This window comes from Ketobacter alkanivorans (assembly GCF_002863865.1).
GTDB classification, from domain to species: domain Bacteria; phylum Pseudomonadota; class Gammaproteobacteria; order Pseudomonadales; family Ketobacteraceae; genus Ketobacter; species Ketobacter alkanivorans.
In genome coordinates this window covers 1,945,144-1,963,007 of sequence record NZ_CP022684.1, presented here as the reverse complement: position 1 = coordinate 1,963,007, position 17,864 = coordinate 1,945,144, and the positions used below count along the sequence as shown (strand labels likewise).

The 17,864-nt window shown below is 51.4% G+C and carries 21 protein-coding genes; 17 read left to right on the top strand and 4 right to left on the bottom strand.

Features of this window, described 5'->3' with window-relative positions:
* Window positions 1-3: 3 nt before the first annotated feature.
* Complete coding sequence (gpmI, locus tag Kalk_RS08455; RefSeq protein WP_101893814.1) at window positions 4-1,545, bottom strand: 2,3-bisphosphoglycerate-independent phosphoglycerate mutase; 1,542 nt, start codon at window positions 1,543-1,545, stop codon at window positions 4-6.
* A 203-nt stretch (window positions 1,546-1,748) separates the two neighbouring features.
* Here gpmI and Kalk_RS08450 point away from each other — a divergent pair, with 203 nt between their 5' ends.
* The 3 genes from Kalk_RS08450 to secB are packed head-to-tail and all read left to right on the top strand — an operon-like array spanning window position 1,749 to window position 2,965.
* Entirely contained in the window at window positions 1,749-2,168 is a 420-nt protein-coding gene (locus Kalk_RS08450) for a rhodanese-like domain-containing protein (protein ID WP_101893813.1), read from the top strand.
* Between the two features lie 24 nt (window positions 2,169-2,192).
* Complete coding sequence (gene grxC / locus Kalk_RS08445) at window positions 2,193-2,447, top strand: glutaredoxin 3 (RefSeq protein ID WP_101893812.1); 255 nt, start codon at window positions 2,193-2,195, stop codon at window positions 2,445-2,447.
* Between the two features lie 38 nt (window positions 2,448-2,485).
* Window positions 2,486-2,965 (top strand): protein-export chaperone SecB, encoded by a 480-nt coding sequence (secB, locus tag Kalk_RS08440; RefSeq protein ID WP_101893811.1) that lies wholly within the window; start codon window positions 2,486-2,488, stop codon window positions 2,963-2,965.
* 10 nt (window positions 2,966-2,975) lie between these two features.
* Here secB and Kalk_RS08435 read toward each other — a convergent pair whose 3' ends face one another.
* Window positions 2,976-4,187: a glycosyltransferase gene (locus tag Kalk_RS08435; RefSeq protein ID WP_101893810.1), complete on the bottom strand. Its 1,212-nt coding sequence runs from the start codon at window positions 4,185-4,187 to the stop codon at window positions 2,976-2,978.
* Between the two features lie 120 nt (window positions 4,188-4,307).
* Here Kalk_RS08435 and Kalk_RS08430 point away from each other — a divergent pair, with 120 nt between their 5' ends.
* Complete coding sequence (locus tag Kalk_RS08430) at window positions 4,308-5,855, top strand: autotransporter outer membrane beta-barrel domain-containing protein (RefSeq protein ID WP_101893809.1); 1,548 nt, start codon at window positions 4,308-4,310, stop codon at window positions 5,853-5,855.
* Here the strand turns inward: Kalk_RS08430 and Kalk_RS08425 are convergent.
* Both Kalk_RS08425 and trmL read right to left on the bottom strand, forming a co-directional pair.
* Window positions 5,838-6,620, bottom strand: a complete 783-nt coding sequence (locus Kalk_RS08425) for a ParA family protein (protein WP_158643384.1) — start codon at window positions 6,618-6,620, stop codon at window positions 5,838-5,840. The two genes, Kalk_RS08430 and Kalk_RS08425, sit on opposite strands and share 18 nt — an antisense overlap.
* Window positions 6,621-6,674: 54 nt before the next feature.
* Window positions 6,675-7,142, bottom strand: a complete 468-nt coding sequence (trmL, locus tag Kalk_RS08420; protein ID WP_101893807.1) for a tRNA (uridine(34)/cytosine(34)/5-carboxymethylaminomethyluridine(34)-2'-O)-methyltransferase TrmL — start codon at window positions 7,140-7,142, stop codon at window positions 6,675-6,677.
* Between the two features lie 139 nt (window positions 7,143-7,281).
* Between trmL and Kalk_RS08415 the strand changes: the two genes are divergently transcribed.
* From Kalk_RS08415 to Kalk_RS08355, 13 genes are all read left to right on the top strand, one after another.
* Entirely contained in the window at window positions 7,282-8,241 is a 960-nt protein-coding gene (locus Kalk_RS08415) for a hypothetical protein (RefSeq protein WP_101893806.1), read from the top strand.
* On the top strand, window positions 8,228-8,848 hold the full coding sequence (locus Kalk_RS08410) for a hypothetical protein (protein WP_101893805.1): 621 nt from the start codon (window positions 8,228-8,230) through the stop codon (window positions 8,846-8,848). The genes Kalk_RS08415 and Kalk_RS08410 overlap by 14 nt, the downstream gene beginning before the upstream one ends.
* Window positions 8,826-9,497, top strand: a complete 672-nt coding sequence (locus Kalk_RS08405; protein WP_158643383.1) for a hypothetical protein — start codon at window positions 8,826-8,828, stop codon at window positions 9,495-9,497. Before Kalk_RS08410 ends, Kalk_RS08405 begins: the two co-directional genes overlap by 23 nt.
* Entirely contained in the window at window positions 9,484-9,813 is a 330-nt protein-coding gene (locus Kalk_RS08400; RefSeq protein ID WP_158643382.1) for a Type II secretory pathway component, read from the top strand. The genes Kalk_RS08405 and Kalk_RS08400 overlap by 14 nt, the downstream gene beginning before the upstream one ends.
* On the top strand, window positions 9,803-11,533 hold the full coding sequence (gene mshL, locus Kalk_RS08395; RefSeq protein WP_101893802.1) for a pilus (MSHA type) biogenesis protein MshL: 1,731 nt from the start codon (window positions 9,803-9,805) through the stop codon (window positions 11,531-11,533). Before Kalk_RS08400 ends, mshL begins: the two co-directional genes overlap by 11 nt.
* A 3-nt stretch (window positions 11,534-11,536) precedes the next feature.
* Window positions 11,537-13,249 carry a GspE/PulE family protein gene (locus Kalk_RS08390; RefSeq protein ID WP_101893801.1) on the top strand — a complete coding sequence of 571 codons (1,713 nt, stop codon included), beginning with the start codon at window positions 11,537-11,539 and terminating at the stop codon, window positions 13,247-13,249.
* A gap of 3 nt (window positions 13,250-13,252) precedes the next feature.
* Window positions 13,253-14,473 (top strand): type II secretion system F family protein, encoded by a 1,221-nt coding sequence (locus Kalk_RS08385; protein ID WP_101893800.1) that lies wholly within the window; start codon window positions 13,253-13,255, stop codon window positions 14,471-14,473.
* 99 nt (window positions 14,474-14,572) lie between these two features.
* A complete protein-coding gene (locus tag Kalk_RS08380; RefSeq protein WP_199768033.1) occupies window positions 14,573-15,121 on the top strand; it encodes a type II secretion system protein in 549 nt (182 codons plus the stop codon).
* A 36-nt stretch (window positions 15,122-15,157) separates the two neighbouring features.
* Window positions 15,158-15,622, top strand: coding sequence for a type II secretion system protein (locus Kalk_RS21670; protein ID WP_101893798.1), 465 nt, complete (start codon window positions 15,158-15,160; stop codon window positions 15,620-15,622).
* Between the two features lie 14 nt (window positions 15,623-15,636).
* Entirely contained in the window at window positions 15,637-16,125 is a 489-nt protein-coding gene (locus tag Kalk_RS08370) for a prepilin-type N-terminal cleavage/methylation domain-containing protein (RefSeq protein ID WP_101893797.1), read from the top strand.
* Entirely contained in the window at window positions 16,115-16,621 is a 507-nt protein-coding gene (locus Kalk_RS08365) for a prepilin-type N-terminal cleavage/methylation domain-containing protein (RefSeq protein WP_101893796.1), read from the top strand. Before Kalk_RS08370 ends, Kalk_RS08365 begins: the two co-directional genes overlap by 11 nt.
* Window positions 16,596-17,465: a PulJ/GspJ family protein gene (locus tag Kalk_RS08360; protein WP_158643381.1), complete on the top strand. Its 870-nt coding sequence runs from the start codon at window positions 16,596-16,598 to the stop codon at window positions 17,463-17,465. The genes Kalk_RS08365 and Kalk_RS08360 overlap by 26 nt, the downstream gene beginning before the upstream one ends.
* Window positions 17,462-17,863: a hypothetical protein gene (locus Kalk_RS08355; protein WP_101893794.1), complete on the top strand. Its 402-nt coding sequence runs from the start codon at window positions 17,462-17,464 to the stop codon at window positions 17,861-17,863. Before Kalk_RS08360 ends, Kalk_RS08355 begins: the two co-directional genes overlap by 4 nt.
* Window position 17,864 lies beyond the last annotated feature (1 nt).

Genomic DNA, 17,864 nt, shown 5'->3' with positions numbered 1-17,864 from the left:
GGTTCAGAGTAGCGGCTTGCCGCTCATTTCCGCTGGCTGGGGCAGATCCATCAGCTTGAGGAGCGTGGGGGCGATGTCAGACAGCTTGCCGCCCGCCGCTTGCAGGGTAACGTCGCGGGCACCCACATACACCAAAGGCACCAGTTCGGTGGTGTGCGCGGTGTGAGGCTGGCCACTGTTCGGGTCTTCCATCTGCTCGCAGTTGCCATGGTCGGCGGTGATCAGCATGTCACCTCCGGTTTGTTCAATGGCCTCTACCAGCCGGTTCAGGCAACTGTCTAGCGCTTCCACCGCTTTTACGGCAGCGTCGAATTTGCCAGTGTGCCCTACCATGTCGCCGTTGGCGTAGTTGCAGATCAGCACATCGAACTTGCCGCTGGTGATGGCCTCCACCAGTTTGTCGGTCACTTCAGGAGCACTCATTTCCGGTTGCAGGTCGTAGGTGGCAACATTGGGAGACTTGATCAGAATGCGTTCTTCGCCGGGGAAAGGCTCTTCGCGGCCACCGCTGAAAAAGAAGGTGACGTGGGCGTATTTCTCGGTTTCGGCAATGCGCAGTTGGGTTTTGTTATTCTGAGCCAGATAGTCTCCCAGTACATTCACCAGGTCAGTGGGTGGATAGGCACAGCTGGCTCTGATGTCAGCTGCGTATTGGGTCAGCATCACATAATCTGCCAGTGCCGGGACTTTCCTGCGCTCAAAGTCAGAGAATCCAGGCTGGATGATGGCGCGGGTGATTTCGCGGGCCCGGTCAGCGCGGAAGTTCATAAAGATTACGCTATCACCATCGTTTAAGGTGGCGGCGGTTTGGCCTGCGGCGGCAATCACCGTGGGTTTAACGAATTCATCGGTTTCGTCGCGCTCGTAGGCGGCCAGCAGGCCATCCACTGGATTGGCGCTGGTGAATTCACACTCTCCCAATGTCAGCAGGTTGTATGCGGCCTCTACGCGATCCCATCTGTTGTCCCGATCCATGGCATAGTAGCGGCCGATAAGGCTGGCGATACGGCCAACGCCGGTGGCATCCAGCTTAGCTTGAACTTTCTCCAGGCTGGCTCGGGCGGATTTGGGTGGCATATCACGGCCATCCAGAAATGCATGAACGTAAACCTGGTTGGCGCCTTTTTGGGCAGCCAGTTCTATCATGGCCAGAAAGTGATCTTCATGGCTGTGCACGCCACCGGGGGAAAGCAGGCCCATAAGATGAACGGCGCTGTTGTTCGCCACGCTGTGCTCAACCGCGGTCACCAATGCAGGATTCTCGAAGAACCCGCCATCTTCAATATCTTTGGTGATGCGGGTGAAATCCTGATACACAATGCGGCCGGCGCCCAGATTCATATGCCCTACTTCGGAGTTGCCCATCTGTCCGTTGGGCAGGCCAACATCCATGCCCGATCCGGATATCAGCGTGTGTGGGCGCTCACTCCAGAGCTTGTCCCAGGTCGGTTTCCGGGCGTGAGCAATGGCGTTGAATTCGGTTTCAGTGCGGTGGCCGAAGCCATCCAGAATGATTAAAACGTGGGGTTTGCGTGACTGGCTCATGATTCCAACTTGTCGGCTACATCTCGGTTAGTGGAGTGTCGAGTTTACGTGAGGGGAGATTTTACCTGAAAAAACCCTGCGAAGCATGAGCTGTGCGTCTGTGGCGGTGGTCGGCCTTTACCGGTTTCAGGTATACTCTGCTGCTATTTCGTGTCCTGTTCTGCCTGTATGCAGGTAACTTATTGAATTTCTGGGAATAATAAATGGATCGTCTGCTTGAGTTTTCGATGAACCACCCCGAGCTGGTGGGTACCTTTGTGGTCTTGGTGGTACTGTTTTTTGTGCTGGAATCCCGTCGAGGCGGCAAAACGGTCACTTCCCAGCGGCTCACTCATTTAATGAACAAGGAAGACGCCCTGGTGCTGGATGTGCGTGACAGTAAGGACTATCGAGAAGGTCACATCACCGGTTCGCGCAATATTCCCTTCAGCAAACTGAAAGAAAGCGTGGGTGATATCACCCAGTTTAAAGACAAGCCAGTGGTGATCGTTTGTAAAATGGGTCAACACGCCGGAGCCGCCGGCAAGATACTGCACGCGGAAGGCTTTGCCAGTGTGCAGCGGTTGTCCGGTGGTATCACCACTTGGAAATCAGACGGATTGCCTTTGGTGAAAGGCAAGTAAACACACTGCTAGCAGGTTGTATGTATGGCTGATGTACTGATTTATACCACTCCATGGTGCCCTTATTGCGTGCGGGCCAAGCATTTGCTGAAGTCGAAGGGCGCAAGCTTTGATGAAATTAATGTTAACGGCCAGCCCGACCTGCGTCAGCAAATGGAAATTCGCAGTGGTGCCCATACGGTGCCACAGATCTGGATCGGAGAAACCCACGTTGGGGGGTGCGACGAACTGTACGCACTGGAACGTGCCGGTAAGCTCGATGGCCTGCTTGCTTCGTAGGCTCGAAACTAAGAAATACAACACATTAGGTGACCATAATGACTGAACAAGCCGCCGGGCAGCAGCCCCAGCAACAATTTCAACTGCAGCGCATTTATTTGAAAGATCTTTCATACGAAGCGCCTAAAACACCACAGCTGTTTAAAGAACAGTGGAAGCCGGAAGTGAACCTGGAAGTGAACAACACTGCCAATGTTATCGAAGGCAACATTTATGAAGTGGTGCTGAAAGTGACCGTGACCGTGAAAAACGGCGACAACACAGCGTTCATCGTAGAAGTGGCGCAAGCTGGCTTGTTCTTGCTGGAAGGCGTTGAAGGCATTCAGAAAGAGGCCATCCTGAAAGGCGTGTGCGCTAACATTTTGTTCCCATATGCCCGCGAAGCGGTTTCAGATGTCGTTGCCCGTGGCACTTTCCCACAGTTCCTGCTGCAGCCTATCAATTTCGAGGCAGCCTTTGCCGAAAACCTGCGCAAGCAACAAGAGCAAGCCAAGCAGGATGCTCAGCCTACTCACTAAGGTGGGTTAGCTAAGATCGGTTTAACAGTTCGCCGCACTCCCTCACCAGCAGGTCACCCAGTGTGCCTTCGCTGAGGGAGCGGTGTCTGTTGGCATACTCTTTGGCTTTCTCGCGCAGAACCGTCGATTCGATGGCTTGATCCAATTGCATTTTTAATTGCTGTTCGCTCTCCACTTTTTTAATCAGTACACCCACACCCAACTCCTCTACTTTAAGACCAATCAACAGTTGCTCTAACTGAATCGGCAGCACCACACACGGCAGGCCGTTTAGCAGGCTTTCCATGGTGGACGCCGAGTTGCCGTGCCCAATAAACAGATCGGCTTCAGCCATGGAGGGCTCCAGTGCCACCACGTCAGTACTGAAACGGAACGAATCAGACTCATAGGGCTTAAATTGGGCAGCATTACCGTTGGGGGAGGCGACAAATACGTTTGCCGGGTGATTGGCCAGTGCTTTGATGATCGCATCCTGACCAGGGTGGTTTTGTTTCAGATACGCCAGAATTTTGGGGCCTGGGGCGGGGCCGAAATGGGCAGGTTTGCTTAGGGCGGGTTGGCTTTTTAACACATGGCAGCGCACATTGGTGCGCGCTTCGTTGTATACGTCGAAGTCCGGGGTCACCGTTAGAATCATTCGATCAGCGGCAAACAGATCTGTCAGATGTTCAAGTGGTGTGCTGTGAGTATTTACCAGCACTTCATTGACCACCTCCAGCACCCTGGCCTCTTGTTTGGCAACCAGATCATCCTGTGTGGGGAAGGGTCGCCAGTCCGCCATGGGGAGACCTGCCACCGGTTCTGAAAACCCAGTACCAATCATGATTTTGGGAATGTCGAGATGGGCTGCCGCCAGCATTGCAGTTGGTGAATAATCGAACAGTATTAGATCGGGTTGGATTCGATTGAGCAGGGTTTTCCAAGCCCGCACCGGCCCCATCAACTCGTCTGCACTTAGGTAGCCCGTCAACAGCAGCACATCCGCCAAGCACACAATAGGGCGTTGCATCGTAATCTTCGGCAGCCACAGGGGGGCTTGCAGCAGCTCTGTTGGCGAGTGTTTAAACAAGTTGTGGGCTTTGGATAAATCTTTAAGTGCAACCTGCGTGGTATAACCGTTGCGATTGAGACATTCAGTGATGTCAGCAAGGCGGGTGATGTGACCCAAATGGCCGCCCATTTCCCAGGTACACAGAATCTTGGGTGGGTGTGAATTCAGCATAAAGTACTATTGCACATTCGAGAATAGGGATTGTGCGTTCATTGTAGGGGATTTGTACGTACAATACGCCCATGTAGGTAGTTAATGTTGAGCAGATGAAACTGTAATGTGGGGATAGATATGAAAAATTACCATGGAATACCGTTGCTGGTACTGGCGGCGGCCGTGTCTGAGGCGACTTATGGTGCTACCACGGCAGCTGATGACAGCGCCTCAGTGGTGCAAGGCCGCAGCGTAGTGATTAACGTGCTGGCAAATGATGAAGCGACTAACGGTGCCTTGTCGGTTTATCCTGAATTTGGATCGCCCTTCTACGGCAGCCTTGTGCTGAATAACGACAACACCTTCACCTATACACCGGATCCGGGCTATACCGGGCCCGATAGCTTTGACTATACCGCGGTGGACGATGATGGTTTGTCCTATGGTAGCAGTGCCACCGTATTTATCGAAGTACTGGAAGCCAGCAGTGGTGAAGAAGGCCCAATTGAATCGACTGTAGTGGGCGAATCCAACAAGGCCACTGCAGCCATGCTCGATTCTTATTGCTCGGCCCCGTCTGAGGAGCTGCGCACCGCCTGTACTGAGTTGGAAGGCTTACTGCAAAGTGATCCTGAAGCGCTCAACGACCTTGTTAGCCAAATAACCCCCGAAGAAATTCTAATGCAGCGCCGCATGATGTCGGAAACCGTGCGCAGCCAGGCGGGTCGGCTCTATTCCAGCCAGCAGCTGCTGCGTAACGGTGCCGGTGTCGGCAGAATCGGAGCCAACACACTGTTGCTTAACTCCTATGTGGGGTCGGCAGCCGGAGCAGAGGAGCAGCGCTGGGCCGTGTTTGGCTCGGTGAAATTCGGTGAAACCGAGCACGATCAAACCAGCCGTGAAGCTGCCTATGATGCCGATATGACCGGGATGATGGTGGGCCTGAACTATCGCTTGCGTTCTGATCTGGATGTCGGCGGTGCGTTCGATGTGGTGCAATACGATGTAGAGTATGATCTGGACGCCGGTGAGCTTAACTCCGAAGTCTATACCCTGTCAGGCTATGCATCCTGGGTGCGTGACCTGATCGGAGTGGATCTGATGGCAGGTTACTCCAGCGGCGACATCTCCACCAAGCGCACCATCTTCAACACATCAACCTTGACCCTGGATTCGGTCAGCGGTGATACCGACAGCGAACTCTATTACATCAGCGCCCAGGTGCAATACACCTTCAACAGCGGCGCATTAACCAGTCGTCCTTACGGCCGTATTGATTATATTTCCGCAGCGGTGGATGGTTACAGCGAAACCGGTGTTAACCCCTGGTTAATGAGTGTCGGTAAGCAAGAGCTGGATCAATTCAACCTCAGCGTCGGTGTGGACACAACCTATGCATTGAGCTTCGACTGGGGGGTGATGGTGCCAGGCCTGGTAGTCAGCGTGATCAGTGAGGAAACCAAGGATTATTCGCCGGTAGCCTTCCGCTTGGTGAATGATACCAGCAGCGCCAGCGCCTTCGAATTAACGCCAGACTCCCAGGATAGCTTGTTCTATCAGTTTGATCTTAACTCGGTGTTCGTGCTGAAGAATGGATTTTCAACCTTCCTGTCGGCGCAATTCATCGCCGGTTATGACGATCTCAGCTCATACCAGATTCAGTGCGGGTTAAATTACGAACTGTAAGCGAGCCCATAAGGATTCATAGGCCTTTGCTGCCTGACTGTTGGGGGCAAAGGCGTGAATGGGGGCTCGGTGAATGCCCATTTTTTCATATTCACTGGCGTAAGGGATCACAATCGGATCTTCGTCATCGATGATACTTTTGGCATCGTCGATGACATCATTGTGAATCTTGCGGCGTCGATCCACCATGGTGAAAAATGGCAGTAACCTCAGCTTCTGCCAGCGCTTCTTTTTTTGCAGATACGTGCGCAGCTGAGTGAATGAGCGCAGCGACAACGGTGAGGGCAGTAAAGGAACCGCCAGCACATCACATCCGTAAAACAGATTTTCAGATACCTTCGAGTAGGCCGGTGCGCAGTCGAATAGCAGGAGCTTGTTCTTCTCGCTCAGGTGTTCGGTGAGCTTTTCAAGCAGCTGGTCTGATTTCGCTTCGTTTGCCAGCAGCATTTCCAGCTTGCGCAGGCTCAAGTCAGCAGGGATTACAGACAGCTTGGGATGCGTGGTGTGAAGGCGCAATTTTCCAACGGGTGTTTTGCCTTTAAAAATATTCAGGGATTTGTGGTCATCGTTATCATCGACTCCCAAATACCACGAAGCACAGCTCTGGGGGTCAAGATCCCATAGCAGCGTGGGCATACCGGCCTGTGCCGCCAGCCAGGCAATATTAACCGCCGATGTGGTTTTACCGACACCGCCTTTCACGTTAAAGAAAGCAACTTTTTTCATGGAATCCCCAATAGAATGGCCTGCTTCTGTTGTGCTCATGTATTGTGCCATGCGGGCCTGGCAACAGTCAGTTGGTACCTTTAATTAGCCGCTTCAGAGATTAGCGCCCTCAAAACCCAGCTGGCGCCAAGCCTCATACAAAACGATAGCCGTAGCATTGGATAGATTCAGGCTGCGACTGTTCTCCTGCATGGGGATGCGGATGCAGCCAGTCACCGCTGGATGTTCGCGAATCTGCAGTGGCAGGCCTCGTGTTTCTGGCCCGAACACAATCGCATCGCCTTTCTCATAGTGCACTTGGTGATAGGGGCCACTGCCTTTGGTGGACAGCGCATAACAGTGGTTAGGCTGTGCGGCGATCAAAAAATCATCAAAACTGTCGTGAAGCTGAAGATCAGCCCACTCGTGATAGTCCAACCCTGCCCGTCGCATTTTCTTATCCTCCAGCTCAAACCCCAACGGCTTGATCAAGTGCAGGCTCATGCCTGTATTGGCACATAAACGAATGATATTGCCGGTATTGGGGGGGATTTCCGGCTGAAACAGCACTATATGAAGCATGACAAGAGGCTACCGTGATAATTAAGGGGCTAATAAATTGATTAAATATTGCGCCTAACCGCGTGATTTCTATCACCATTTAGAAATTGTCGTCTACTCTTTCTTAAGATGGGAGTATTTCCCAAATCGGGATAGGGTAATGAGTAGTTGGCTTAAACGATTGTTTCAAAAAGAAAAGTCAGGTGCAGACGCAGTGCTGGGGATCAGTTTGACTCCAGGGCACGCAGTTTGGTGCCTGCTGCGCCAGACCGATACTGGCCCGCAGGTTACCCAAAGTCATGGGTTGGAGCAATCTTTTGCCAGCCCACAAGAGGCATTAGCGGCATTATTGGCCTCGTCTCCACCGCCGGCTGCGCCCTGCTACATCTGTCTTAGCCATCAATATTACAACCTGCTGTTAGTGGATGCACCAGACGTTCCCGATCAAGAGCTGCGAGAAGCGGTACGTTGGAAAGTAAAAGACCTGATTGCCCAGCCGCTTGAGCAAATGGTAATGGACGCCTTCAGACTGCCCACCGATGCATATCGGGGCCGTATGAATATGTTGTACGTTGCGGTGGTTGAGCGCGCGATGATTCAAGACATCGTAGGCTTGTGTGACAGCAGCGATCTGGATCTGTGTGGAATCACCATTAATGAGTTGTCCATGGCTGCTGTGGCCCGCCATATGGATGCCTTGTCTGAACGCGGTGCTGCTTTTCTGTATCTTAATGGCGAAGGCGGCACCATAAATTTGGTCGAGAACGGTGCCCTTTACCTGACCCGTACCATTGAGCTGGGTAGCGGCGGTGGCGTGTTTTCCGGAAACATTGAATTCCAGCAGGACCCGGTAGATAACCTTGCGCTGGATGTGCAGCGTTCATTGGATTATTACGAAAGCCAGATCGGAAAGTCTGGTATTACCGCGCTCTATTTGGTGTCCGATTCGCAACAGCAGAATAGTTGGTGTGAGGGGCTTAGTGAGCGCCTGCCTATCGCTGCCCAGCGGTTTGCACTGGCCGACAACCTTATCCATGCTGAATCACAAGCAGCCATGGATGGGGGCCTGTTAGCGCCTGCGTTAGGTGCAGCCTTAGGAGGTTGGCGTGAGCGAATTTAAGCAACGCATCAACTTCTATCAGGACAGTTTTCGCAAGCCCGTTATCGTATTGCCTCTAAAGCAAGTGTTGTTGGGTGCGGCTGCCATGTTGGGCTTGATGCTGGCGATCACTGCACTGGATTGGTCCCGTACCGTGCAGGCCAGAGATACCCTATCCAATATGGAGGCCTCGCGCCTGAAGCTGGAGGCATCCATTGAAAAGCTGCAGAAGCAAGTGGACAGCATTGTGTTGGATAAGCGGCTGGAACAGGAAGAGCAGCAGCTAAAGCAGGGGCTGCAAAGCAAGCGCCAGTTTCTATATCAGCTGCAGCATCAAGGTGATACTCACGAAGTGCACTTTTCAGGGTATCTGCAGGCATTGGCAAACATGGATGACCCCTCTATATGGCTAACCCGCATTGTGATGCGATCGCCGGGGCCTGACTTAAGTCTTTATGGCGTGACGGATAAACCGAAAGCCATTCCGGAATATGTGGCAGATCTAAAACAGGAATCCAATTTTCAGGGCTTTGGCTTTAAGGTTTTTAACTTGGAACGCATGGAAAAAAATGACCGTTTTCTGACATTTAGTGTGAGTACGCAGCATGATGAACAACCTGCGAATTAAATATCAGGAGCTGGAAGAAAAAGCCCACAAGCTGAGTGTGCGTGAGCGCGCGATCCTGTTGGGGGCAATAGCAGTGTTGTTGCTAGGCGTGTTCGATCAAATCCTGTTGCGGCCCTGGCTACATGAACGTGAACAAATCGATAAGGATAAGACTGCGTTATTGAATTCCATGGAAGCGTCCAATCGACGCATTGATGTATTGCAGGCAGCCATTAACGATAACCCCAATATTGTATTGAAGAAATCAATCAGCAACTTGAATGACATGCACAGCGAACTGGATGAGCAAATCGGGAAAATAACCGATGGCATGATTTCGCCTCAGGATATGCCGTTCGTGTTGGGGGAAATGCTAAGTGAGCGCCATGGGTTGAAGGTGCAAAGCGTTAAATCACGGGCGGCGCAGCGCCTGATGGTGGCAGATGAGCATAAAGTGAATGCAGCGGCTATCTACCGTCATGATCTGGAAATAAAAATGAGTGGGACGTTTTTTCAAATGCGTGATTATCTGGCAGCAGTAGAAGCGCTGCCCTCCAAACTGCTGTGGGACAATCTTGAATATGTAGTAGAAGAATATCCCAAAGGCAGCCTGATATTACAGGTGCACACATTGAGCTCTAAGGAGGAACTGCTACGTGTTTCTTATTAGATTGATCATGCTCGCATCGTTGTTGGCATCAGGTGTGCCTGCGCTTGCCGCAAGCGATCCAACCCGCCCGCCAATCTTCGGTGGCACCAAAGCCAAGCCTGTTCATCAACCTATTAAACTGTCGATGATTCTAAAGGACAATAATAATATGCGAGCGATTATAAACGAGTCGGTTGTCGGGGTTTCAGATGTGGTGGCAGGCGCGAAAGTCACAGCGATAAAAGATGATCACGTAGTGCTGAGCCGAGATGGACAAAGAATAACATTGCGGATGCCGCTGGCTGAAGTGCGAAAGGACAGTAGTCATGATGAATGAAATAAAACGGGCCTTTGTCGCGCTGGTGAGCATTGTGATGCTTGCCAGTTGTGCCTCCTGGTATAAGCCAACGTCAGAGTCACAGCCTGCCCAGGCCAAACCTGCGGCCACTAAGCCTGCACCAGAAGCAAATCCTCAGGCTGCAGCGCCTGCTGCACAGCAACAGCCAAACACACAGGCAAAGCCCGCTGCCAGGGCAGCCCGCAGGCAAGAGGTGAAGATGCCTCGCTTTGATGTGACGGCTGCGGATACTCCAGCACGTCAGTTTTTTATGAGCTTGGTGCATGGAACCTCCGTTAACATGATTGTGCATCCTGATGTTACCGGCAATATATCGATTCGCTTACGCAACGTGAACTTGGAAGAAACTCTGAAAGCGGTACGCGATGCCTATGGTTTCGATTTTGTACGCAAACCTTATGGCTACCAGATCCTGCCAAAAACCATGCAGAGCCGGGTGTTTAGAATTAACTACTTGAATATAAATCGTTTGGGTGTATCCACTACCTCTGTTAGCAGTGGTCAGGTCAGTACTACCGGGCAGGATGATAGTAATGGCAGCAGCACCAGCAGCTCCCGCGAAACTGAAGTGCAACAGAGCAGTAATATTAAGACAGAAAGCAATAGTGCATTCTGGCAGCAATTGCAGAACGTACTCAGCATGATTGTAGGCGGCGGTGATGGCCGCAGTGTGGTGGTAGATCCGGTGTCGGGGATCGCGGTAGTGAGAGCGCTGCCATCAGAGTTGCGTGAGGCCCAGAACTTTCTGGACAGTGCACAGCTTAGCCTGAAACAGCAGGTTTTGATTGAAGCGAAAATACTAGAGGTGGAGTTATCGCAGGGCTATGCCACAGGCATTCGCTGGGACACTTTTGGTGAGGGTTATAATGGTAGCCTGGAGACCAGCGACAACAGAGTGGCAGCTGGCCTGGATCAGGCAGATTTTAGTTCCCTGGTAAGTGAGAATGTGTCCCTGATTGGTGGCGTCTTCACGTTAGGTGCGAACTTTACGGATTTCACTGCGGTGTTGAATCTGCTTGAATTGCAGGGCAATGTGAAGGTGTTGTCCAGTCCGCGTATTTCCACTCTTAACAATCAAAAAGCCGTTATTAAAGTTGGCTCGGATGAGTTCTTCGTAACCGACATATCCAGCACAACCACTACTACGTCATCAACTGTTAGTGATACGCCAGATATTACTTTAACCCCTTTCTTTTCGGGTATCGCATTGGATGTGACGCCGCAAATTTCGGATACCGGTGAGGTTATCCTTCATGTACACCCCTCTATTTCTGAAGTCGTTGAAAAGCGCAAGGATATAGGCCTGGGAGATGATGCTTTGTCGTTGCCGCTGGCCTTTAGCACCATTCGTGAAACTGACAGCATTGTCCGTGCTCTCAGTGGTCAGGTAGTGGTGATCGGTGGTTTGATGCAGGACAGTTTCAAAGAGGAGACCTCACAAATACCTTTTCTGGGGGATATACCCCTGATTGGTGATTTGCTCTTCAGTCAGAAGCTGCAGCGTAAAACCAAAAGCGAACTGGTTATTCTGCTTAAGCCCTACGTTGTCGATGATAGCGGTTATGCGCAGGAGGTTGATGCAATAGAAGAGCGCTTCCAACCTTATTTTCCCAATCTGAATCAATCCCCTATTCAGCAAGACGAAGAGGATAATGAAGGTGAGGGATCAGCAGAAGATAGCTCGGCGGAGGCTCAGTAAGCGATGGAACCCTCAAAGGCACCACCGAAAGTCCGCATTGGTGATTTGCTTGTATCCAAAGGCTTGATAGTTGATGAACAGCTAAAAAAAGCACTGGATGAACAGAAGCGAACCGGTAAGAAAATCGGCAAGGTGGTGGTGGATCTTGGCTTTGTCACCGAAGGCCAAATGCTGCAGACCATGGCCAATCATTTTGGCTATCCCTTTGTTGATTTGGCTCGGTTTCGCCTAAACAGTGAGCTGATCAGGATGATGCCGGAAACTTACTCCCGGCGTTTCCGTGCGATACTTTTAGCAGAGCAGCCAGACGGCATCCTGGTTGGCATGGCTGATCCTCTTGATCTGATAGCCATCGATGAACTGCAACGAATTCTGAAGCGCCCCGTGCATCCTGCTTTTGTCAAAGAGCAGGAATTGCTAAGCGCGATGGATCGCTCCTATCGACGTTCAGAACAGATCGCCTCCATTGCAGTGGAGCTGGATTCTGAACTGGAAAGTACGGACTTCGATCTGGAAAGCCTGGCCACAACCACGGATACCGCAGAGGCACCGGTGGTGCGTCTGCTGCAGAGTATTTTTGAAGATGCCGTACAGGTGCGCGCCTCGGATATTCACATCGAACCTGATGAGCAAGTGTTGCGTGTGCGTTTGCGTATTGATGGCGAGCTGCAAGAGCAAGTGATGAAGGAGCGTCGTATTGCGCCTGCCCTTGTATCTCGCTTAAAAATCATGTCGGGCTTGGATATATCTGAGAAGCGCCTGCCACAGGATGGCCGCTTCAATGTGCGTGTGCTGGGAAAAAGCATCGATGTGCGCTTGTCCACCTTGCCGGTTCCTTACGGCGAATGTGTGGTTATGCGTTTGCTGGATCAATCAGCGGGTATGCTTTCCATGGATAAACTGGGCATGCCTGAAACTATTCTTCATCGATTCGAAAATCTGATTGAGCGCCCTTATGGCATGGTGTTGGTTACCGGGCCTACAGGCAGCGGTAAAACCACAACGTTGTATGCGGCGTTGAGCAAATTAAATATTCCTGAGCGAAAAGTGATTACCGCAGAGGATCCGATTGAATATAGATTGCCGCGTATTAATCAGGTTCAGATCAGTTCCAAAATTGGGTTAACCTTTTCATCGGTTTTGCGAACCGCGCTGCGCCAGGATCCCGATGTGATCTTGGTGGGGGAGATGCGGGATCACGAAACCGCGGAAATTGGCTTGCGTGCAGCGATGACGGGGCACATGGTGTTGTCCACATTACACACCAATGATTCCGTTTCTACGGCAATGCGCCTTATTGATATGGGGTGTGATGCATTTTTGGTGGCATCGTCGTTGCGAGCCGTAATCGCTCAGCGTTTGGTGCGAAAGATATGTGAGCATTGTAAGCAGCCTTATGAATTAAGCTCCCAGGAACTGACCTGGTTGGGCCATATTGACAGTACGGCACTGGATGCCAAGTTCCATAAAGGAACCGGTTGTCACCACTGCAACAATACGGGCTACTCAGGCCGCATAGGTGTCTATGAATTACTGGAGATGGATGAAAATCTGTTGTACGCCTTGCGCAAGGGAGATGCCGCTGAATTTGCTCGTGCCGCTGCTGACAATCCACATTTTCGCAGCTTGAGTCAGTGTGCTTTGGATTACGCACGGATGGGTGTTACCTCGGTTCAGGAAGTCTTCAAGATAACCGCATCGCTGGAAGATCGTTAACCCATGCAGACGTTCAACTATCGTGGTCGCAATGCTCAGGGGGGGGAAGTTTCCGGCAAGCTGGAAGCTACCAATGCCCAGGCTGCGGCTATCCAGTTGCAGAATCAGTCTATTATCCCGGTTGCGATTACCGAGGCGGAAGTAAAAAGCAAAGCTGCTGCGGCGCTGAAGATCTCATTTCAGAAAAAGGTTACATACGATGACCTGATTATGTTGTGTCGGCAAATGCGAGCCTTGACGCGCGCGGGTATACCGATAATACAGGCGATTGCGGGGCTGACCGAAATCAGCAAGTCCGAACAGATTAAAGAGGCATTGTCGGATGTGAATGTGCGTCTGGCCACTGGCTCGAGCCTGGCGAATGCCATGAGTGCTCACAGCAAGATTTTTAATTCAATGTTCATCAGCATGATTCACGTGGGAGAAAACACGGGGCGCTTGGAGGATGCATTTTCCAAGCTGATATCTCACATTGAAATGGAGCGAGACACCCGTAATCGAATGACTCAGGCAATGCGCTACCCCATGTTTGTAATGGGAGCCATGTTTGTTGCCATGATGATTGTAAATATGTTCGTTATCCCCCAGTTCGCAAAAGTATTCTCCAAGGTGGGGGCTGAACTGCCTATGCCTACGCAAATACTGGTGGCGGTTTCCAATTTCACAGTGGAGTACTGGTGGCTGGTGTTTGGGGTTATTGGCGGCACCATATTTGGGTTTCTGCATTACATCAACACGCCCAAGGGGCGCCTGTGGTGGGATCAGGCGAAACTCAAGTTACCTGTTATTGGCGGAATTTTTGAGAAGATAGCCCTGTCCCGTTTTGCGCGCAGTTTTGCCATGACCTTCGAATCCGGCGTGCCGGTTTTGCAAGCGCTGACCATAGTCGGCCCTACGGTCGGAAACGAATACATTGCAACGAACATTGATTCCATTCGGCGGGGGGTTGAGCGTGGCGATTCATTGGCGCGTACCTCATCTGCGGCGGGTATTTTCTCCGATCTGGTGCTTCAGATGATTGCAATTGGTGAAGAGACCGGCTCTTTGGACAAGTTGTTACACGATGTGGCGGATTTCTACGATGAAGAGGTAGATTACGACCTTAAAGGATTAGCTGACGCCATTGAGCCTATCGTTTTGGTTTTTCTGGGAATTCTTGTGTTGGTGTTGGCGTTGGGCGTGTTCTTACCGATGTGGGAGCTGGGATCTGCGATGAAGCGTTAATCAAATCGTGATGGAAGGTTGTAAAGAATCGTTAAACGGCATGTGCCATAGAAATTCTGGACTATAGTTATGAAACAAACCCTGAATTCAAGAAACGTTGTGAAAACAAAGACTTTAACGGACAACCTTAAGGGCACTATTAGCAACCAAGGCTTCACCCTCATTGAAATGGTGGTGGTGATCGCGCTAATTTCGATTCTGGCTGCAGTAGCTTTGCCACGAATGCTGGACACTTATGACAATGCTCATGAGGCTGCGGTGTTCGGTGCCGGTGGCGCGATGGCGTCGGCTGTGGTGCTGGTGCGAAGTCAGTGGGTTGCCAATGGAGATTCCTTGGCCGTGGATGGTGTGGATGGCTTTGGCAATGATGATGTGGCCACCAGCTCCGAAGGCTGGCCTACCGATGTTGGTCAGGGTGCGGGCTCTAACAACAGTGACGTAATGGATAGTTCCGAACGTTGTGTACGAATTTGGAGAGGGGTGTTGGTTGCGAATGCACCTTCGGTTTCTGCCAGTGTGGCGGCCAACTCTGATTATTTAGTGGATACCGTAAACGGCAATTGTCGTTTTCTTTATCGGCGTACCGATAAGGGTGACAACATCGTTTACAACGCCAGGACGGGCGAAGTAATTACCACCATCAATTAATGATTCGAATTTAGTCTTATCTCAAGAGGTAGAACAATGAAAAAGCAACAATCGGGTTTTACGTTAATCGAACTCATCATGGTCATCGTGATCTTGGGCATTCTTTCTGCGTTCGCGCTGCCTCGGTTTGCTGATTTGAGCGGCGATGCTGAGCGGGCTGCAACGGAAGGTGCGTTGGGTTCGGCTAAGTCAGCATCTGCGATTTCTCATGCTGCTTGTTTGGCTTCCGCTGCCTGTGATGCGAGTGCAGCTACAGCTACCGTCACACTGGAAGGGGAAGCTATCGCCATGGTATATGGCTACCCAACAGGAACCTTGGATGCAGATAGAACCAACACTTTAGCGGGTGATATATGCACCGCTGCACAGCTCGCCACAGATTTCACATGTGCTCAGGACAGTGCGGGCGTGATAAGTGTAACCAATGGAGCTTGTTCGTTTACTTATACAGCAGCGCCTAATGGTGGTGCTCCTGCGTTTAGTGCCGTTGCGGGCTGTTAACACCGTGTGAGACGATGACTAGTGCTGGATCGAAAAATGGCTTCACCCTAATCGAGCTCATCACTGTAATCACCATTATCGGGGTCCTGGCTGTTGTAGTCGGACCCCGTTTTGCTTCCAGTGATGTGTATGAAATCAGAACCTTCTACGACGATGTTCTGAAGGCCACTCGTTACGCTCAGGCCAAGGCTGCAGGTAGTGGTTGTATAACGCAGATCGATTTTACTGCCAGCGGATTTCGTGTGTCCGTTGATAGTGACTGCGATAGCACGAATGGCTTTGTGGCGGCAGATATTGTTAACCCTGGTGATTTTGAATCAGGATTTACTGAACTTGATGCATTGCCGACCGGTACGACTTATTCTGCGACGGTAGATCCATTACTATTTGACGGACGTGGCCGAGCCATGAACAGTAGTCTGGCGGTGCTGGGGAGTGCAGCACAAATTACTGTGGGGGCATACGTGATTACGGTGGAGGGTGCGACAGGCTATGTGCAGTAGACCTTTCATTCCACGCCAGCAGGGTACAACCTTGGTTGAATTAGTGATGGCCATCGCCATCGCCGGTGTGCTCGTGGTGGGGTTGATGACGGCTTATTCTTCTATTGTCGGACGCAGCTCCGATCCCATGGTGCGCACACAGGCTATTTCACTGGCAGAATCATATTTGGAAGAAGCATTGCTGAAACCGTATCTTGATCCATCGGGCACCGTTTGCCCTGCTGCTCCCAGTGGTAATCGGGAGAACTTCAACAACGTGTGTGATTACCATAATTATTCAAGTAGCAGTATAACGCTACCCAACGGGGCAAGTGTCAGCGGGTTGTCCGGTTACAGTGTTTCGATCTCTGTTCAGAGTATAGATGCCGGTGATCTTGGTACTGTGCCAACCAACTGCGCCCTGAGTGTGGTTGTTAACATCACCAGCCCTTTAAATGAGACCACCAGCGTCACTGGCTATCGAACTGATTATGAAAGCACACCGGCCTGTATCTAGCATTCGTGGCTTCACCTTGGTGGAGCTGGTTATCTCCATCTCGCTGATGGGGGTGGTGGCTGTGCTGGTGTCTACCATGCTTGGTAATCAGATGCTGGGGTATGTCGCCACTGCTCGTCGCGCAGACCTGGTGGCCCGAACCGATATGGCCATTCAGATGATGGCGCGGGATCTGCGCGCAGCTGTTCCATACAGTGTTAGGGTAAGTGGTGGCACCGCGATTGAGTGGGTGCCGGTACTGGATTGGGGGCGTTACCGAAAGCGAGCCGACTCGACTGCAGCTGACCCCGTAGCGGCAGCTTCGGCTACTGTGGACTTTTCTTCACTTGATTCTGTGTTTGATGTGTTGCACCCAGGTATCATGCCTACGATGCCAGCGGGGGCAAGAATCGTTATGGGAAATACGGCTTCCATGGCGGCAGCGGGTATTAATCTGTATGGCGGGCTTGGTACAGGAGCGCTGGTACCGGCAGGCAGTCATGTCATTACGCCAACCAGTGTCAGCCCTGCGGTGAGCAGTAATCAAATTACGCTGACGCCTGCGTTTCAATTTGCGCTTGGTTCTGCCGCCGGGCGTTTCTACCTGGTAAATAATGCGGCCAGTTACCTGTGCAGTGGTGGCAGTATTACCCGTTACGATGGTTATACCATTCAGTCGGCCCAACCAACATCGGCGCCATCGGGATCGTCATCCGCGTTGCTTCTGGATGGTGTTGCCAGTTGCCAGTTTGGCTATACCGCGATTGACGCAACCTTTGGAATGTTGACTATTACCGTTCAGGTGACAGATTCTGGAGAAAGCGTAACGCTAACCCGCTCTATCACAATCGAGAACCGATCATGAGTCGGCGACGAGATCAGAAGGGAATCGCATTACCAGCCATTATATTTATGATTGTGGTTGTTGCTCTATTGGTAGGGGCTATGGCGCAGATTCTTAATGTGTCCAGTGGAATCGTTGATATCCGCACGCAATCGAGCCGCGCTTTCTGGGCGGCTAAAGCAGGTGCTGAATGGGCTGCTTATCAGATCAATAGCTCTAACACGTGTGCAGCAGCGACAGGCACGCTAAGCATCAACGGGTTTCAAGTGACAGTCACGTGCAGCAGCGCAGATTATAACGAAGCAGGTAGCACGGTCAGAGTGTACGAACTGGATATACAAGCTCAGAGCGCCGGCTCGCCGGTGAATCTTGATTATGTCTCACGACAATTGACGGTGGTGCTGAATGTGGAGAGCTAGT

Bases quoted from the DNA above. Each gene is read 5' to 3' on its own strand.
- Kalk_RS08360 (WP_158643381.1), top strand. From the start codon at position 16,596: ATGAAAGCACACCGGCCTGTATCTAGCATTCGTGGCTTCACCTTGGTG.
- secB (WP_101893811.1), top strand. From the start codon at position 2,486: ATGACTGAACAAGCCGCCGGGCAGCAGCCCCAGCAACAATTTCAACTG.
- Kalk_RS08385 (WP_101893800.1), top strand. From the start codon at position 13,253: ATGCAGACGTTCAACTATCGTGGTCGCAATGCTCAGGGGGGGGAAGTT.
- gpmI (WP_101893814.1), bottom strand. From the start codon at position 1,545: ATGAGCCAGTCACGCAAACCCCACGTTTTAATCATTCTGGATGGCTTC.
- Kalk_RS21670 (WP_101893798.1), top strand. From the start codon at position 15,158: ATGAAAAAGCAACAATCGGGTTTTACGTTAATCGAACTCATCATGGTC.
- grxC (WP_101893812.1), top strand. From the start codon at position 2,193: ATGGCTGATGTACTGATTTATACCACTCCATGGTGCCCTTATTGCGTG.
- Kalk_RS08450 (WP_101893813.1), top strand. From the start codon at position 1,749: ATGGATCGTCTGCTTGAGTTTTCGATGAACCACCCCGAGCTGGTGGGT.
- Kalk_RS08435 (WP_101893810.1), bottom strand. From the start codon at position 4,187: ATGCTGAATTCACACCCACCCAAGATTCTGTGTACCTGGGAAATGGGC.
- mshL (WP_101893802.1), top strand. From the start codon at position 9,803: ATGATGAATGAAATAAAACGGGCCTTTGTCGCGCTGGTGAGCATTGTG.
- Kalk_RS08370 (WP_101893797.1), top strand. From the start codon at position 15,637: ATGACTAGTGCTGGATCGAAAAATGGCTTCACCCTAATCGAGCTCATC.
- Kalk_RS08405 (WP_158643383.1), top strand. From the start codon at position 8,826: ATGATGAACAACCTGCGAATTAAATATCAGGAGCTGGAAGAAAAAGCC.
- Kalk_RS08390 (WP_101893801.1), top strand. From the start codon at position 11,537: ATGGAACCCTCAAAGGCACCACCGAAAGTCCGCATTGGTGATTTGCTT.
- trmL (WP_101893807.1), bottom strand. From the start codon at position 7,142: ATGCTTCATATAGTGCTGTTTCAGCCGGAAATCCCCCCCAATACCGGC.
- Kalk_RS08415 (WP_101893806.1), top strand. From the start codon at position 7,282: ATGAGTAGTTGGCTTAAACGATTGTTTCAAAAAGAAAAGTCAGGTGCA.
- Kalk_RS08430 (WP_101893809.1), top strand. From the start codon at position 4,308: ATGAAAAATTACCATGGAATACCGTTGCTGGTACTGGCGGCGGCCGTG.
- Kalk_RS08365 (WP_101893796.1), top strand. From the start codon at position 16,115: ATGTGCAGTAGACCTTTCATTCCACGCCAGCAGGGTACAACCTTGGTT.
- Kalk_RS08355 (WP_101893794.1), top strand. From the start codon at position 17,462: ATGAGTCGGCGACGAGATCAGAAGGGAATCGCATTACCAGCCATTATA.
- Kalk_RS08425 (WP_158643384.1), bottom strand. From the start codon at position 6,620: ATGAGCACAACAGAAGCAGGCCATTCTATTGGGGATTCCATGAAAAAA.